This window comes from Mycobacterium sp. KBS0706, assembly GCF_005938675.2.
Taxonomy (GTDB): Bacteria; Pseudomonadota; Alphaproteobacteria; order DSM-16000; family Inquilinaceae; genus Inquilinus.
The window spans coordinates 44444-60580 of sequence record NZ_VCCH02000005.1 but is presented as its reverse complement, the minus strand read 5'-3'; the positions used below and the strand labels follow the sequence as shown (position 1 = coordinate 60580).

14 protein-coding genes are annotated in these 16137 nt (G+C 70.4%); 4 read left to right on the top strand and 10 right to left on the bottom strand.

Features of this window, described 5'->3' with window-relative positions; genetic code table 11:
- The first annotated feature begins 59 nt into the window (after positions 1-59).
- Together FFK22_RS04060 and FFK22_RS04055 are read left to right on the top strand one after the other, a co-directional pair.
- Positions 60-1070 carry a chemotaxis protein CheB gene (locus tag FFK22_RS04060; RefSeq protein WP_186002294.1) on the top strand — a complete coding sequence of 337 codons (1011 nt, stop codon included), beginning with the start codon at positions 60-62 and terminating at the stop codon, positions 1068-1070.
- Between the two features lie 310 nt (positions 1071-1380).
- Positions 1381-1695: a response regulator gene (locus FFK22_RS04055; RefSeq protein ID WP_138890364.1), complete on the top strand. Its 315-nt coding sequence runs from the start codon at positions 1381-1383 to the stop codon at positions 1693-1695.
- Positions 1696-1762: 67 nt separating this feature from the next.
- Here the strand turns inward: FFK22_RS04055 and FFK22_RS04050 are convergent, their stop codons facing one another.
- The 6 genes from FFK22_RS04050 to FFK22_RS04025 are packed head-to-tail and all read right to left on the bottom strand — an operon-like array spanning position 1763 to position 7921.
- Entirely contained in the window at positions 1763-2788 is a 1026-nt protein-coding gene (locus FFK22_RS04050; RefSeq protein ID WP_138890365.1) for a Gfo/Idh/MocA family protein, read from the bottom strand.
- A gap of 1 nt (position 2789) precedes the next feature.
- Positions 2790-3863, bottom strand: coding sequence for an ABC transporter permease (locus tag FFK22_RS04045; RefSeq protein ID WP_138890366.1), 1074 nt, complete (start codon positions 3861-3863; stop codon positions 2790-2792).
- Positions 3860-5404 carry a sugar ABC transporter ATP-binding protein gene (locus tag FFK22_RS04040; RefSeq protein WP_138890367.1) on the bottom strand — a complete coding sequence of 515 codons (1545 nt, stop codon included), beginning with the start codon at positions 5402-5404 and terminating at the stop codon, positions 3860-3862. The genes FFK22_RS04045 and FFK22_RS04040 overlap by 4 nt, the downstream gene beginning before the upstream one ends.
- Positions 5401-6069 (bottom strand): DUF2291 family protein, encoded by a 669-nt coding sequence (locus FFK22_RS04035; RefSeq protein ID WP_138890368.1) that lies wholly within the window; start codon positions 6067-6069, stop codon positions 5401-5403. The genes FFK22_RS04040 and FFK22_RS04035 overlap by 4 nt, the downstream gene beginning before the upstream one ends.
- A gap of 25 nt (positions 6070-6094) precedes the next feature.
- Positions 6095-7033 carry a D-ribose ABC transporter substrate-binding protein gene (locus tag FFK22_RS04030; protein ID WP_138890369.1) on the bottom strand — a complete coding sequence of 313 codons (939 nt, stop codon included), beginning with the start codon at positions 7031-7033 and terminating at the stop codon, positions 6095-6097.
- A 60-nt stretch (positions 7034-7093) separates the two neighbouring features.
- The gene (locus FFK22_RS04025) at positions 7094-7921 is read right to left on the bottom strand and encodes a phosphogluconate dehydrogenase C-terminal domain-containing protein (protein WP_138890370.1); all 828 of its coding nucleotides are present in this window, start codon (positions 7919-7921) and stop codon (positions 7094-7096) included.
- Between the two features lie 106 nt (positions 7922-8027).
- Between FFK22_RS04025 and FFK22_RS04020 the strand changes: the two genes are divergently transcribed.
- Both FFK22_RS04020 and FFK22_RS04015 read left to right on the top strand, forming a co-directional pair.
- A complete protein-coding gene (locus FFK22_RS04020) occupies positions 8028-9272 on the top strand; it encodes a ribulose-bisphosphate carboxylase large subunit family protein (RefSeq protein WP_221938372.1) in 1245 nt (414 codons plus the stop codon).
- A gap of 385 nt (positions 9273-9657) precedes the next feature.
- Positions 9658-11016, top strand: a complete 1359-nt coding sequence (locus tag FFK22_RS04015) for a four-carbon acid sugar kinase family protein (RefSeq protein ID WP_138890372.1) — start codon at positions 9658-9660, stop codon at positions 11014-11016.
- Here FFK22_RS04015 and FFK22_RS04010 read toward each other — a convergent pair.
- Genes FFK22_RS04010 through FFK22_RS03995 form a run of 4 tightly spaced genes read right to left on the bottom strand, consistent with a single transcriptional unit; the run spans position 10997 to position 16111 of the window.
- Positions 10997-12802: a glycoside hydrolase family 36 protein gene (locus tag FFK22_RS04010; RefSeq protein WP_138890373.1), complete on the bottom strand. Its 1806-nt coding sequence runs from the start codon at positions 12800-12802 to the stop codon at positions 10997-10999. The two genes, FFK22_RS04015 and FFK22_RS04010, sit on opposite strands and share 20 nt — an antisense overlap.
- Positions 12802-13788 (bottom strand): Gfo/Idh/MocA family protein, encoded by a 987-nt coding sequence (locus FFK22_RS04005; protein WP_138890374.1) that lies wholly within the window; start codon positions 13786-13788, stop codon positions 12802-12804. The genes FFK22_RS04010 and FFK22_RS04005 overlap by 1 nt, the downstream gene beginning before the upstream one ends.
- Positions 13785-14828, bottom strand: coding sequence for a zinc-binding dehydrogenase (locus tag FFK22_RS04000; protein ID WP_138890375.1), 1044 nt, complete (start codon positions 14826-14828; stop codon positions 13785-13787). The genes FFK22_RS04005 and FFK22_RS04000 overlap by 4 nt, the downstream gene beginning before the upstream one ends.
- A 2-nt stretch (positions 14829-14830) precedes the next feature.
- A complete protein-coding gene (locus tag FFK22_RS03995) occupies positions 14831-16111 on the bottom strand; it encodes a trehalase family glycosidase (RefSeq protein ID WP_221938371.1) in 1281 nt (426 codons plus the stop codon).
- Positions 16112-16137 lie beyond the last annotated feature (26 nt).

The window sequence follows — 16137 nt, the reverse complement described above, 5'->3', positions numbered from 1 at the left end:
ACGCCCGAGCCTCCGCTGCGGTTCTCCAGGGAAGAGCCATGGCGCCCGAGGAGCAGGGCATGCCCAACCACGACATCGTGGCGATCGGCGCATCGGCGGGCGGCCTGTCCGCCCTGAAGCGCATTGTCGCCGGGCTGCCGGCCGGGCTCGATGCGGCGGTGCTGGTCGTGCAGCACCTGAAAAGCGATCATCACGGCACCTTGCCCGGCATCCTGGAGCGGGCGGGACCGCTGCCCGCCGGCTTCGCCGAGGATGGCAGGCCGGCGACGCGGGGCCGGATCCACATCGCCCCGCCGGACCACCACCTGCTGCTGCAGGAGGACACGCTGCGGCTCAACCGCGGCGCATGGGAGAACAGTTCTCGGCCGTCGATCGACACGCTGTTCCGCAGCATCGCCGTCTGCTGCGGTCCGCGCAGCATCGGCGTGGTGCTGACCGGCTATCTCGACGACGGCAGCGCCGGCCTGCGCGCGCTGAAGCGCTGCGGTGCCGTCACCGTGGTTCAGGATCCGGCCGATGCCGAATATCCGGACATGCCGCGCAATGCGCTGGCGATGACCGAGGTGGACCACGTGGCCGCGCTCGACGCCATGCCGGGCCTGCTCGCCCGATTGGTGGCCGACGCCGCGGGCCGGCCGGTGCCGGTGCCGCCGGACGTCCAGCTGGAGGCCAACATCATGGCCAAGGATGACATCGACAACGCCGACCTGCTCGACCAGTTGGGCGAGCGGTCGATGTTCACCTGCCCGGATTGCGGCGGGGTGCTGTGGGAGCTGAACGACGGCGACACGCTGCGCCATCGCTGCCATATCGGCCACGCCTATTCGGCCGCATCCCTCGGCCATGCCATGTCGGGGGAGGTGACGAAGGCGATGGAAACAGCCCTGCGGACCCTGGAGGAACGCAGCCGCATGCTGCGCCGCCTCGGCGAGCAGGCCGCCCGGCAAAGGCACGCAGAGACCGCCCGCCTGTGGTCGGAGCGGGCGAAGATCTTCGCGCATCAGGCGGAAGCGATCCGATCGACTCTGCTGCGGCTCCAGGCGGCAGAGGAGCCGGGCCGGACGCGATGAGCCGGGCAGGGGGCGGGCGGCGGCCTCCCCGCGGGTGATTTTGCCTCGCAGTAGGCAAATGCTCGCTCGATTTGAAAGTATTGGGTCTCATCCGATATTCTAGATTGTGATCCTGTATAAATCTTGCCATGCTTTGCCTATATTGCTGCTCCTCCAATTCCTTGGTCTGCGAGGCCTGCTGGACCATGCGCGCGCAGGCAAGATATCGGCACCGCGGTCCGAGCCTGATCGGCCTCTGTCGGGTGGCCGGGCGAGCCTTGTTCTGGGGGCCGTCGGGCGCAGCCGCATCCTGCTGGTGGAGGATGACCTGATGCAGGCCGATCAGGTCAGCGACGCGATCCGCGCCAGGGGGCTGGAGGTGGTCGGCCCCGTCGGCAGCCTGGGCGCGGCGATCGAGCTCGCAAACTCGGAGACGCTTGATGGAGCCCTGCTCGACGTTCGCTTGCAGCGCGGCCTCCTGGTCTTTCCGGTGGTCGAGATTCTACGGCGCAGGCGAATACCGTTCTGCTTCATGACCGCCTATGGCGGGAACGTGATCAGCGCGATGCCGGCGGCTATCGTCCTCGACAAGCCGGTGTCATTGGGCGCCATTCACTCCGCTATCAGCCTGTTCCTCGAGGCATAGGCCCAGACGACTTGCCCATGCCCCATGAGGGTGTCGCCCCTCCGCACCGGGCGATCGGCACGGTCGGTCACGGCAGATCCGCCAGCTCGATCGTCTGCCCGGTCCCGGCGCTGCGATAGGCGGCCTCGACCAGCGCCAGGGTCTTGAGGTTGTCGCGGCCGGAGGTCGCCGGCTCCCGCCCGGCGCGCAGGCTGTCCACCCAATGCTGCTGGATCGCCGCCACGCTCTCCTGGATGGTGTGCCAGGGGCGGCTGGCCCAGGGCAGGAGGCGCGGGGAGACGTCGAGCGCCTCGCTGCCGTCGCGGCCGGTGACCACCATGCGGTAGCCCTGGCCCAGTCGGATCGTGCCTGTGCTGCCGTCGACCTCGACCAGCGTCTCCGGGAACGGCTCCGTCTCCAGCCGCGTGGCATAGGAGCAGTCGACCACCGAGGTCACCCCGCCTTCATGGTCCAGCAGCATGGTCGCGACATCCTCGCCGCGGATCGCCGGGTTGACCCGGCGGGTCCGCGCGGTCAGGCGGGTGGCGTCGCCGAACAGGAAGCGGGCGATATCGAGGCTGTGGATGCCGAGGTCCTCGATGATGAAGCGCTCGCCGGTGGCCAGGTAGGGCTGGCCGGAGAACACGTCATAGGCCGAGCGGAACGAGACGCGGCCCCAGAACACCTCGCCGATCCGGCCGGACTCGATCACCCGGCGCACCGCCTGGATCGGCGACTGCCAGCGGAAGTTCTCATGCACCATCAGGGGCACGCCCGCCGCCGCGCAGGCCGCGACCATGGCCTTCGCGTCGTCCAGCGTCGCGGCGAAGGGCTTCTGGCAGATCACCGGCACCCGGTGCCGCGCGGCGAGTTCGACCAGCGGCCGGTGGCTCGGCACCGTGGTGGCGATGTCGACGAAGTCAGGCGCCTCGCGCGCCAGCATCTCCTCGGCATCGGCGTAGAGCCGGGCGATGTCGAAATCCTGTCCCGCTTGCTCCAGCCGGGCCGGGTCGCGGTCGCACAGCGCCACGATCTCCGCCCCCTCGGCATCGCGCCAGCCGTGCAGCTGGTTGACGGCGAAGAAGCCGCAGCCGATCAGGGCGCCGCGCAGCATCTCAGCCCTCCCGCGCCATGCGGCGCAGCACCACGCGCTGCTGCAGCCGGCGCTGCGCCTGGTCGACCACGACCGCGGTGATGATCACCAGCCCCTTGATCACGGTCTGCCAGAACGAGCTGACGCCCATCATCACGAGGCCATCCGACAGGATGCCGATGACGAAGGCGCCGATGATGGTGCCGCCGATCGTGCCACGGCCGCCGGACATCGAAGTGCCGCCCAGCACTGCCGCGGCGATGGCGTTCAGCTCGAAGGTCTCGCCCGTCGCCGGGTGCGAGGCCATCAGCTGCGACGAGATGATCAGCCCGACCAGCGCGGCACAGAAGCCGGAGAACATGTAGACGAACATCTTCACCCGGTTGACCCGGACGCCGGACAGGCCCGATGCGCGCTCATTGCCGCCGACAGCGAAGATGTGCCGGCCCAGCGGCGTGCGCGCGGCGAGATAGGCGGCCCCGGCGGCGACCAGGATCAAGAGCCAGATGGTCAGCGGCAGGCCCAGGAAGGTACCGGCGCCGAGCGTGGCGAAGCCGGTGGTGCCGAGCTCCGCCTTGCCCGCGAGGTTGGGGAAGGTGGCGCCGTCGGACAGCAGCAGCGCCGCGCCGCGGGCGACGTAGAGCGTTCCCAGCGTGGCGATGAACGGTGCCACCTTCAGCCGGGTGATCAAGAGGCCGTTGACCGCGCCGATCGCCACCCCGAGGGCGAGGGTGATCAGCATGATCTCCGGCACGTTGAAATACAGCGTGTACTCGAAGCCGAGCGCCGAGAGGTCGATGCCGTGCAGGATCAGCCCGCCCGCCACCATGCCGCACAGCCCGACGATCGACCCGACCGACAGGTCGATGCCGCCGGTGATGATGACGAAGGTCATGCCGATCGCCAGGAAGGCGTTCAGCGCGACATGCTTCGACATCAGGATCAGGTTGGCGGTGCTGAGGAAGTTCGGCGCGATCGCCGAGAACACGATCAGCACCGCGAACAGCGCGATGAAGGTGCGCAGCTTCATCAGATGGAGCGCGATGGCGTCGCTGCTCCACCCCTCCCGCCCGGCCGCCTTGTCCGCTGCCATCATGCGCGCGCCTCCTCCCTGAGGCCTTGGTCAGGTCCATGCCCGGCGGCCGACGCCGCGACGACGCGGTCCTCGGTCGCCGTGGCGCGGTCGAAGATCTCGACAAGCCGGCCGTTGCTCATCACCGCGATCCGGTCCGACAGCGCCATCACCTCCTCGAGGTCCGAGGTGGCGAACAGGATTCCGAGGCCCTGGGCGGCGAGGTCGCGCATCACCCGGAAGATCTCGGCCTTGGCGCCGACATCGATGCCGCGGCTGGGCTCGTCCATCAGCAGCACCCGCGGGCCGGTCATCAGCGCCTTGCCGATCACCACCTTCTGCTGGTTGCCGCCCGACAGCGCGCTGACCTCGATGCCCGGATCCGACACCTTGATCGCCAGCTCGCGGATCGACCGCCGCGCCGCCTCGATCTCGGCCGACCGGCGCAGATGGAAGCCGCGCTTGAAGCGCCGCAGGCTGGACAGGGTCAGGTTCTCGGCCACCGACAGGATCGGCACCAGCCCGTCGCGCTGCCGGTCCTCCGGGATGATGGCGAGGCCGCGGCGGATCCGCCCGGTCACGTCGCGCGCCATCACCCGCTCGCCATCGAGATAGATCGCGCCGCGGGAATAGGGGTGGCGGCCCATGATGCAGTCGAACAGCTCGGTCCGTCCGGCGCCCATAAGCCCATAGAGGCCGAGGATCTCGCCCGCCCGGAGCGACAGCGAGACATGGTCGACCGCATAGCCGCCGGTCGTCCGCGGCAGGCAGATCGCCTCGGCCCGGAACACCTCCGGCCCCGGCGGCCGGTCGCCCGGTGCCGCGAAATCCTTCATGGCGGAGCCGACCATCTGCCGCACGATCCAGGGCACGCCGATCTGCCCCATCCGCTCATGGCCGGTGATGCGGCCGTCGCGCAGCACGGTGATGTAGTCGCCGATCCGCACCAGCTCCTCCAGCCGGTGCGAGATGTAGACGATGGCGACGCCCTGGGCCTTCAGCTCGGCGATCACCCGGAACAGGATCTCGACCTCGGCGGCGCTGAGGGCCGAGGTCGGCTCGTCCATGATCAGGATGCGGGCATCCTGCGCCAGCGCCTTGGCGATCTCGACGATCTGCTGCTGGCCGATGCCCAGGTCGCCGACCTCGGCGCGCGGGTCGATGTCGTGCTCCAGCCGCCGCAGCAGCTCCGCCGCCCTTTGGTTCTGGCCGCGATGGTCGATGCCGCGCAGCCCGCCCTTGAGCTCGCGCGCCATGAAGATGTTCTCCGCCACCGACAGGTTGGCGCAGAGGTTCAGCTCCTGGAACACGATGCCGATGCCGTGCCGGGCGGCGTCCTGCGGGCTGTGCAGCACCACCGGCTTGCCATCGACCAGGACGCGGCCTTCGGTCGGCTGCTCGACCCCGGCGATGATCTTCATCAGCGTCGACTTGCCGGCGCCGTTCTCGCCGACCAGGACGTTGACCGCGCCGCGATGCACGGTGAAGTCGACGCCCTTCAGCGCCACCGTGCCGGGATAGACCTTGGTCACCCCCTCGACCTGGAGGGCAGGGGCCTCGGTCACGGCACCGCCTCCAGGCTGAGCTCGGCCGGGGTGACCAGCGGCTTCGCCTTCGGGTCGTCCAGGGTGAAGACGCCCAGCAGCGTCACCGTCCGCCCCACCAGCTTGTCCCGCGGCAGCGCCGTCAGCGTGGCGTTGTAGATGTGGGCGTTAAGCGCCTTGCCGAATTTGGCGTATTCGATCTGGTTGGCGAAGCTGTTGAACGAGACGAAGTCGATGCTGTCGCGCAGCGCCGTGCCCTTGAACACCGGGCCGATCTGCACGGTCAGGTCGGCGGCGCCGTCGCCATCGGTGTCGACCTCGATGGTCGCCGCCCGGGTGCCGGTGTCGGCCGCCGTGATCTTCCCTTCGATCGTCGCCGCCACGGTCCAGGGCATGCTGTCCACCGCCCGGTAGCCGAAGCGCTTGCCGGCCTCGTCCGGGCCGCCCTGCACCGCCTGCCGCACCTCCGCGAAGGGGCCGGTCTTGGCCTTCAGATAGGGCAGCAGCTTCGGCTGCCAGATCTCCTCGACCGTCTTCTCCGGGTCGAAGGCCGGGTTGTCGAAGGAGGTCGCGACGCTGCCCGCCGTCGAGGCCACCTGCGGCGGCTCGTTCTTGACGAGCTTGCAGGCGGCCAGCGGCAGGCCGGCGGCCAGGATCGCGATCGCCAGGCATCGGGACGGCGCCATCGCGGGGCTCCAGCCTCGACCGCCCTTATTTCATCGCGAAGGTTTCCAGCTTGGTCGCGTTGTCCGGCGTGATCAGCAGGCAGTCCATCAGCTGCTTCTCGGGCTGGCCGGTCTTGCCGGTCTTCAGATACTGGTCGGCCTGCTCGACCGCCAGCTCCGCCTGGCGGTAGGCCGGCTGCAGCACGGTGGCCTTGATCCCGCCCTGCCGGATCGAATCCCGCACGTCGTTGCTGCCGTCGAAGCCGACCAGGATCACATCGGTGCGGCCGGCGGCGGTCAGCGCCGCCCAGGCGCCCATCGCCATGGTGTCGTTGCCCGAGATCACGCCCTTGATGTCGGGATGGGCCTGCAGGATCGACTCCATCTTCGAGAACGCCTCGGTCTGACTCCAGTTCGCCGACTGGCGGGCGACCATCTTCAGGTCGGGATAGTCGTCGATGACGTCGTGATAGCCCTGCGAGCGGATGCCGGCATTGGTGTCTGCCTCGCGCCCGACCAGCTCGGCATAATTGCCCTTCTCGCCCATCAGCTTGACGAACTCCTGCGCGCCCAGCTGGGCGCCCTGGTAGTTGTTCGACACGATCTGGGCGACGGCGACGCCGGTGACGTTGATCTCGCGGTCGATCAGGAAGGACGGGATGCCGGCATCCTTCGCCTTCTGCACCGCCGCCACCGTGGCGTCGGCCCCGGCATTGTCGAGGATGATCGCCTTGGCGCCGCGGGCGATGGCGGTGTCGATCCGCTCCATCTGCTTGTTGGCGTCGTCGTCATGGACCAGGACGATGGTGTCGTAGCCCAGCGCCTGGGCGCGCTTCTGGGCGCCCTCGGCCTCCGCCTTGAAGAAGGGGTTGTCGTGCGACGGGGTGATGATGGCGACCAGGTCGGCCGCCTGCGCCGCGACGCTGAAGCCGAGGGCCAGGGTGCCGGCGATGCCGGCGGCGAGAAGCGCCTTGGTGAAACGCATATGATCCTCCCTGTGGATGTTGTCGATTTCGCCCGGTTCGGGCCTGCGGCCCGCCGGATCTCAGGTGATGCGCTGGATGCTGGCCGCGATCTCGTCCGGCTCGAACACCCGTTTCCAGTCCGGCCGCATCAGCACCGGCTTGCCGAACTCGATCGCCTTGTTGCAGGCGTCGGAGAACACGCCCTCGCGCTCGTCGAAGATGACCGAGGCCAGCACGTTCAGATGGCCCAGCAGGAAGTCGCGGGCCGCGTCATGGGTCACGCCGCGGGCCACCACCTCGTCCATCGCCTCGCGCATCACCACCAGCAGCGTGGCGCAGACAGTCTCGGACAGGCCGGGCTCCAGCAGCGCCATCTGCTCGACCGAGACCCGGTGCGAGCGCATCACCGGGGCCCAGATCACCTTGGCGACCTCCTCGCCCAGGGCATAGGCCTCCTCCGGCCCCTGCATCAGGGCGGAGACGATGTGCTGCTTGGCCGCGATGCCGCCGAAATAGTCGGTCTTCGCCGCCATCTCGGTCTCGTCGTTGAAGATCGGCGGATGGCAGGGATGGGTGACGAAATAGGTCAGGTCGTCGCGCTTCGGCAGGTGGCCGGCGAAGGGGGCGGCGGCGTCCAGCGCCACCACCATGGTGCCGGGCTTCAGCTGCTTCTCGATCCCGGCGGCAACCTTGCCGATCAGCGTGTCGGGCACGGCCAGGATGACGACATCGGCGCCGTCCAGCGCCGTATCGGCCGGGACGCAGTCGACGCCGAGCCTGGCCTTCAGCTGGGCGCGGCCGGCCTCGCCGACCTCGACATGGCGCACGTCGAAGCGCGACCCCTTCAGGTTGCTGGACAGCCGGAAGCCCATCTTGCCGCCAGCCCCGAACAACGCGATCGACGTCATGGGCGCTCCCCTCTCTTGCCAGGTTCTTGTCGAGACGAGTAAGACAACTGGTATGATGAGTCAATCAGCATGATTTGACCATCCGATGGATGGGAGAGGGCAGGGGATGGAGCGTATCGAGGCCGACTACCTGATCGAGACGGCCTATGACCCGTGGACGGCGGCCGAGGCGATGGCGGGCGAGCAGTCCTCCGGCACCTTCGTCGCGGTGCCGGGCGAGACGCCGGCGCTGAAGGAGCGGTCGGCGGCGCGGGTCGAGCGGCTGGAGGTGGTGGGCGAGGCCGCGGCGCCGTCCCTGCCCGGCGCGGGCGGCAAGGGGCCGGTCGTCCGGGCGCTGGTGACGCTGTCCTGGCCGCTGGCCAATCTCGGGCCGTCGCTGCCGAACCTGATGGCGACGGTGGCCGGCAACCTGTTCGAGCTGAAGCAGTTCTCCGGCCTCAGGCTGCTCGACCTCCGCCTGCCGCCGGCCTTCGCCGCCGCCTATGCCGGGCCGCGCTTCGGCATCGCCGGCACCCGGCGCCTGGCGGGGGTCGAGGGCCGGCCGTTGATCGGCACCATCATCAAGCCCAGCGTCGGGCTGGGGCCGGAGGAGACGGCCGAGCTGGTGCGGACTTTGGCCGAGGCCGACATCGACTTCATCAAGGATGACGAGCTGCAGGCCGACGGCCCGGCCTGCCCGTTCGACGACCGCGCCCGCGCCGTGATGCGGGTGGTCAACGACGTCGCCGAGCGCAAGGGCCGCAAGGTGATGGTCGCCTTCAACCTGACCGGCGACCTGGACGAGATGCGGCGCCGGCACGATCTGGTGCAGGCGCTGGGCGGCACCTGCGTCATGGCCAGCGTCAATTCGGTCGGGCTCGCCGGCATGATCGCGCTCGGCCGCCACAGCGCGCTGCCGATCCACGCCCATCGCAACGGCTGGGGATACCTGTCGCGCCACCCGCTGCTCGGCTTCAGCTTCACCGCCTGGCACAAGGTCTGGCGGCTGGCCGGGGCCGACCACATCCATGTCAACGGCCTGGCCAACAAGTTCTCGGAGGATGACGACAGCGTCATCGCCTCCGCCCGCGCCTGCCTGGCGCCGCTGTTCCCGGACAAGCCCTGCCCGATCATGCCGGTCTTCTCCTCCGGCCAGACGGTGCGGCAGGCCTCGGGCACCTGGCAGGCGCTCGGCTCGACCGACCTGATCTTCGCCGCCGGCGGCGGCATCATGGCCCATCCCGCCGGCCCGGCCGCCGGCGTCGCCGCGCTGCGCGAGGTCTGGGAGGCCGCGGTCGACGGCGTCCCGCTCGCGGATTACGCCGCCACCCGCCCCGCTTTGGCCCGGGCGCTGGAGGCGTATAGGGAATGAGAGATCGTTTCGGACTGGCCACTCTTTACTTTAGTCCCCTCTCCCGCGAGCTAGGGCATATACACATCGATCGGCGACACCGACGGCGGGCTTACGAGCAGATTGCCTCTCCCGCTTGCGGGAGAGGTCGGACATCCGAAGGATGTCCGGGTGAGGGGATCGCGGTCTCGCCGAAGGCACAGCTTTGCCGCGAGCGAGCATGGATCTGCCCGGTCCTGAAACGCCGGTCCTGGTGTCGCGGCCGAGCCGCCCTCACCCGGTCTCGCTGCGCGAGCCCGGCCTCTCCCGCGAGCGGGAGAGGCAATCCGATGACGCCGGGCAGATGTGAAGATGCCCTAGCTCCCGCAAGGGGATGGGGGACTCGTCTACCTGGGGAACCCCGCCCATGACCTCCTTCCTCCCCCCAGGCCCGCTCGTCTCCTGGTATGGCGACGACTTCACCGGCGCCGCCGCGGTGATGGAGGTGCTGAGCTTCGGCGGCGTGCCCTCGGTGCTGTTCCTCGACGTGCCGACGCCGCAGCGCCTCGCCGCCTTTGCCGGCTATCGCGGCATCGGCATCGCCGGCGTGGCGCGGTCGAAGGACCCGGCCTGGATGGAGCGGCATCTGCCGCCGGCCTTCGCCGCCCTGGCCGGGCTCGGCGCGCCGATCGCGCAGTACAAGATCTGCTCGACGCTCGATTCCGCGCCCCATATCGGCTCGATCGGCAAGGCCGTCGACCTGGCCGTGCCATGGCTCGGCGGCGCCTGGCATCCCTTCGTGGTGGCGGCGCCGGCGATCGGGCGCTGGCAGTGCTTCGGCAACCTCTTCGCGGCCTTCAACGGTGCGGTGCATCGCCTCGACCGGCACCCGACGATGAGCCGCCACCCGGTGACGCCGATGCACGAATCCGATGTCCGGCGGCATCTGGCGCATCAGACCGACCGGGCGATCGGCCTCGTCGACCTGACCGACCTCCGCTCCGGCGGGGGCGAGGCGGCGCTGCGGCGCGAGATCGCGGCGGGCGCCGGGATCGTCGCCTTCGATGGGACGGACGAGGCCGATCTCGCGGCGGTGGGCGAGGTCATCTGGCGGAACCGCGGCGACCGGCTGTTCGCGATCGGCTCGCAGGGGCTGGAATACGCGCTGCTGGCCCATTGGCGGCAGGCCGGGCTGATCGCACCGCCTCCGCCGGCGCCGAGTGCCGGGGCGGTCGAGCGCGTCGCGGTCGTCTCCGGCTCCTGCGCGCCGCAGACCGCCGCCCAAATCGAGCATGCGCTGAAGCGCGGCTTCCAGCCGGTCCCGGTCGACGCCCGCCGCGCCGTCGACGCCGCCGCCTGGTCCGGCGAGATCGGCCGGGCGGTCGAGGCGGCGCTGGCCGCGATCGGCGAGGGGCGCGATCCGCTGCTGTTCACCGCCCAAGGCCCGGACGACCCGGCCGTGGCGGCGCTGAACCAGGCGCTGGCCGCCTCCGGCGCCGATCCGGCCGCGGTCAACGAACGCATCGGCACCGGCCTGGGCATTGCGCTCAAGGACGTGCTGCGCCAGGCGGGCCTGAAGCGCGGCATCATCGCCGGTGGCGACACCTCGGGCTACGGCGCCAGCGTCCTCGGCATCCATGCCCTGACGGCGCTGGCGCCGACCGTTCCCGGCGCGGCGCTGTTCCAGGCGCATGGCGACGACCTGGCCGGGCTGGAGATCGCGCTGAAGGGCGGCCAGATGGGCGCGCCCGACTATTTCCTGCGGATCAAGGCCGGGGGCGGGTAGACGTCTCATGCGGGCGCAGCGACACGGTGCCGGCCCCAAGCACCGTGCCCTCGAACGGGTGGTCGCTGGCGTTGAACAGGCTGACCAGCTCGCCGCCAGGGGCGCCGCGCACCCGCTGCACGATCAGGTCCGGGTCCGGCCGGCCGATGGCGGCGCCCAGGCGCGGGAAGTCGCAGGGTCGGGCCTTGCCGTCGGCCAGCAGTTCCCGCAGCAGCGCCTTGCGTGCGGGGGAAAGCTCGCCGAGATGATCGCTGGTCATCAGCACCCCGCCGGCGAGCCCGGCGAACCGCGCCAATGAGTCGACCTCGATGTCCGACAGCTCATGGAAGCGGTCGCGCAGCAGGATGCAGTCGGGGTCGGCCTGCCACAGGATGCCATTGGCGAAGCTGCGGGTGGTCTGGTCGCGCAGCAGCGATTCCGCCGATTGGTGGCCGCTCCAGGACACGCCGATGTCGCGGCCGATGCGCATGGCGTCGACCAGCCCCACGGGGGCGAAGATCGGCGAGCCGCAGCCGAGCCACAGCGCGTCGCCGATCTCCTCGCGGATCAGCCGGGCCATCCGCATCCAGATCTCGATCCGGGTCAGCCCGTCCCGGTGCCATCGCGCCCGGTCCGGGCCGAACTCCGACCCCGCATTCATGAAGTCGGTCTTGAAGTAGCGGCAGCCCCAGTCCCGCGCCCAGGTTCGGAACACCCTACGGATATGGGCCTCCGCCCCGGGATGGGTGATGTCGAGGACGTAGTACTCCTCGCTGCGCTTGTGCCAGCGGAACTCGCCGTAGAATCTGGAATAGGCCAGCGGCTCGTCGCGGTCGCGCTGGCGCACCACCCAGTCGGGATGGTCGCGGTAAAGGCGGCTGCGATTGCCGACCAGGAAGGGCGCGATCCACAGGCCGGGAACGAAGCCCGCGGCGGCGATCTCGGCCAGCAGCGGCGCCATGCCGCGCGGGAATTGCGGCTTCACCTCCAGCCAGTCGCCCATCTCCGGCGTGAAGCCGTCATCGATCTGGAACACGCGCAGCGGCAGGCCCTCCGCCTTCGCCTGCCGCGCGCCTTCGAGGTGATCAAGCAGGTTTCCCTCGGTGATCGCCGCGTAGAGATTGTACCAGGAGCACCAGCCGGTGATGCGCTCGTCTGACACGCGCGGCGGGAGAGACGAAGCCTCCGCCACCGCCCGGGCCCAGGCGCGCAGCCCGTCCTCCACCTCTGCATGCTCGAACAGGGCGAACCATTCGGAGACGGCGTGCCCGTCCTGCGGGGCGTGGTCCCACAGGGTTTCAAGGGTGATGGCGAAATCGTCCGCCGCCGGCCGGTAGCTGAAGCGGTGCTGGAACCGGTCGTGGCGCAGCGCTGCAAGCACCACCCCGCCATCGCCCTCGCGCGGCAGCAGCTGGGTCATGGCAAATCCGGTCCGCGCCTTCTCGTCGCCGGCCAGCCGGTCGGGCGTGACGTAGAAGCTGCCGTCCCAGCTGTGATAGCCGGTGCGGAGATAGGCCCGGGCCGGTCCGGCTCGGCCGATCTCGATCCCGAGCGCCGACAGCGGCCGGTCGGTCGGCCGCCCGTCGAGCATGAAGCGGAAGGCGACGCCTTGTGTGCCGCCGAAATCGCGGCGCTCGACCTCCAGCCGGAACTGCCCGCCCTCGACCGGCCATTCCACGGCCCAGCCGTCAGCCACCTCACGGATGTCCGGCGCCCCGCGCACCGCCTCGCCGTCGATCACCGGCGCGATGTCCGCGAGGCGGAGCGTGGAGCCGTGGAACGCAAGGGCGTCGGCGTCGAACCGCATCAGAACGCCACCTCCCGCCTTTCCTCGGCGGAGCGCAGCGCCGCCAGGGCCAGGTGCAGCGACCGGGCGCCGTCGCGGATCGGGGTGCGGGCCGGGCGGCCGCTGCGGATGGCGTCGACCAGGTCCAGCAGCTGGGCGGCGAAGACGTCGCGGCTCTCGGCGATGCGCTCCGCTGCCGGTTCGCCCTCGGTGCGGGTGAGCGTCGCGCTGTTCCAGTCGGTGAAATGGCCGGTCATCCGCTCCGCCACCAGATGGATCTCCTTCTCCCAGCGGCCGGGCACGGCGCCGTTGGTGGCGTTCAAGAGGGCGACGCGGCCGTCGTCATAGCCCAGCAGCATGGCGCTCAGGTCGTCGCTGTCGTAGCGCTCGACGCCGCCATGGAAGAAGGTCGCGCTGCGGGCATAGACCGTCGCCGGGTCGCCCAGAAAGTACCGCGCCAGGTCGATCATGTGGATCAGCTGCTCCACCATCTGCCCGCCGGATTTCTGCCTCTCCCGCCACCACGGCGCGTGCAGCGCATTGCAGTGGAAGCGCGCGGAATACAGGCCCGGCCGGCCGGTGGCGCCGGCGTCGGCCAGTTCCGTCCAGCGCTCCACCGCGGTGCCGAAGCGGCCCATGAAACCGACCTGGGTCGTGATGCCCGCGGCCTCGGCCGCCGCCACCATGCGGTCGGCATGGTCGCCATCCAGCGCGATCGGCTTCTCCAGCAGCAGGTGGATGCCGCGCCGCGCGGCGCTCTCGACCTCGTCGGAATGGGCGAAGGGCGGCAGGGCGACGATCAGGATGTCGAGCGCCGCCTCGTCCAGCATGCGCTCGCGATCGGCATAGGCCCGACCGCCATGCTGGGCGGCGAAGGCGGCGGCTTTGTCCGGGTCGCGGCCGCAGCAGGCGACCAGCGTCGCCGCCTCCGGATGGGCGGCGATCGCCGCGGCGTGGCGGGCGGCGATGCCGCCGGCGCCGAGGATGCCGACGCGCAATGGCTTCATTCGTCCTCTCCGAAGGTCAGCACGGTCTGCAGCATGTCCGGGTCGCCGCGGTCGAGCCGCTCGAACAGCGTCGGCGCCTGCCGGAACGGCACCTCCGCGGTGATCAGCGGCAGCAGGTCCAGCAGCCCCTCATGCTGCAGCTGCACCGCCGTCTGCCACAGCCGCGGCTTCGACCAGCGATAGCTCGCGCCCGGGGCGACGCCGGAGATCTGCGAGCAGACCAGCTGCACCCGGTTGTGGTGGAATTCCTCGCCGAGATGCAGGCCGCGCGACTCGCCCTGGAAGAAGCCGAGAGCGACGACCCGCGCCGAATAGGCCACCGTCCGGATCGCCTCGGCCAGCGCGGCCGGAACGCCGGAGACCTCGATCGCCACATCGGCGCCGCGCCCGCCGGTCTTCTCCTTGACGATCTCCGCGACCGAGCCAGCGGCGGGGTTCAGCGCCTCCGCAGCCCCCAGCCGCAGCGCCGTCTCGCGCCGCGACGCCACCGGGTCGACCGCGATCACCTGCGCGCCGGAGGCCCGCGCCGCCTGCGCCACGATCTGGCCGGGCACGCCGAGGCCGAACACCACGACAACATCGCCGATCCGGATCTCGGCATCGTGCACGCCGTTCAGCGCCACCGCGCCGATATGCGAGAAGATGCCGATCCGCGGGTCGGCGCCCTCCGGCAGCAGCCGCACCGCCTCCCGCGCGGCGACATGGTGGGTGCGGTGGCCCCAGGTGCCATAGACGCGCTGGCCGGGCCGAAGGTCGGCGACGCCGCTGCCGACCTCGACGATCTCGCCCGATTCCTCATAGCCGAGGTTGCGCACCGGATAGTTCCAGCTCGGCGCGTCGGCGGCGCGGAACAGCCGGCTCGCCTCGTCCCAGCGCTTCGCCATGAACGGGCTGGAGCCGCGGTACTGCGACAGCTCGGTGCCGGCGCTGACGCCGGAATACAGCGTCCGGATCCGTACCTCCTCCGGGCCGAGCGGCGGGTGCTCGAAGCTCTCGAAATCCAGCGCGCGCGGGCCGCGCAGCAGCAGGGCGTCCGGCACGGTCAGGCCGCCCGCTTCCGCACCAGCTCGGCGACCATGGCCGCGGTCCAGGTGAAGTTGCCGCCGCCCAGCCCTTCGCCGGTGACCGGGTCGTAATATTCGGCGAAGCCGCCCTCGATCAGCGTCAGGCTGTCCCGGTGCACCGCCTCGGCCGCCTCGGCCAGGCCGCAGCGGGCCAGGCCGTCGGCGACCAGATAGTTGACAATCAGCCACACCGGCCCCCGCCAGTAGCGCTTGGCCTCGAAGCGCGGATCGGCCGGGTCGTGGCTGGCGATGCCGAAGCGGGTCGCGCCGCGCCATTCGGCGATGCGGGCGGCCAGGGCCTGCTGCCGCTCCGGCGTGCCCAGCCCGGCGAACAGCGGCAAGAGCCCGCCGACGCTGCGGCTCTCGACCAGCGCGCCGGTGGTGCGGTCGAGGCACAGATACTGGCCGTGCTGTTCGCTCCACAGCCGCTCGAAGGCGGCGCGGGCCTTGGCCACCCGGGCCCGCGCGGCGGCGGCGAGACCGGCCATGCCCAGCGCCTCGCCCAGCGCCGCGATGTCCTCGTCGGAGCGGATCAGGATGGCGTTGAAGCCGGGGTCGACGACGCGGAAGGGCGAGGCATCGTGCAGCTTGGCGTTGTCCCAGCCGAGGCCGCGGAAGCGCTGCACCAGCCAGAGATAGCGGTCGTACTCCGCCTTGTGCGGCCGCTGGGCCGCGTCGACATGGCTGGTGTCGCGGCGCTGATAAGGCTCGATCCCGTCGGTCGGCACCCGCGCCAGGGCGGCGTCCCAGTCGCAGGAATTGTCGCGGCCGGACTCCCAGGGATGGAGCAGGGCCACCAGGCCGGTCCCCTCGGGGTCGCGGGTGGCGTAGAACCAGCGGTGCCAGGCATCCGCCGCGCCGATCAGCGCCCGCGCCTTGGCTTCGGCCAGCACCTTGTCCTTGGCCTCCTCATACAGGCGCCGCAGCACGAAGCCCATCACCGGCGGCTGGGTGATGCCGGAGGTCGGGGTCGGCCGACCGGTCTTCCACACATCCGGGCCTGGAAAATAGCCATCGTCGTAAACGTGGAAGATGATGTGCGGGATCATCCCATCCGGCCATTGATGGGCGGCCAGGGTCTCGATCTCGGTCCAGGCGCGGGCCTCGTCGATGTGGCGCTGGCCCAGCGCGGTCAGGCAGGAATCCCAGTTCCACTGGAACGGGTACAGCCCCTTGGTCGGGACGGTGTAGGTGCCGCGATCGTTCTCGGACAGAACGGTCGCCGCCCGTTCGAATGCGGTGCTGTCGTCGAAGGTCACAACGGGGCTCCGGTAAGGCTCAGGAA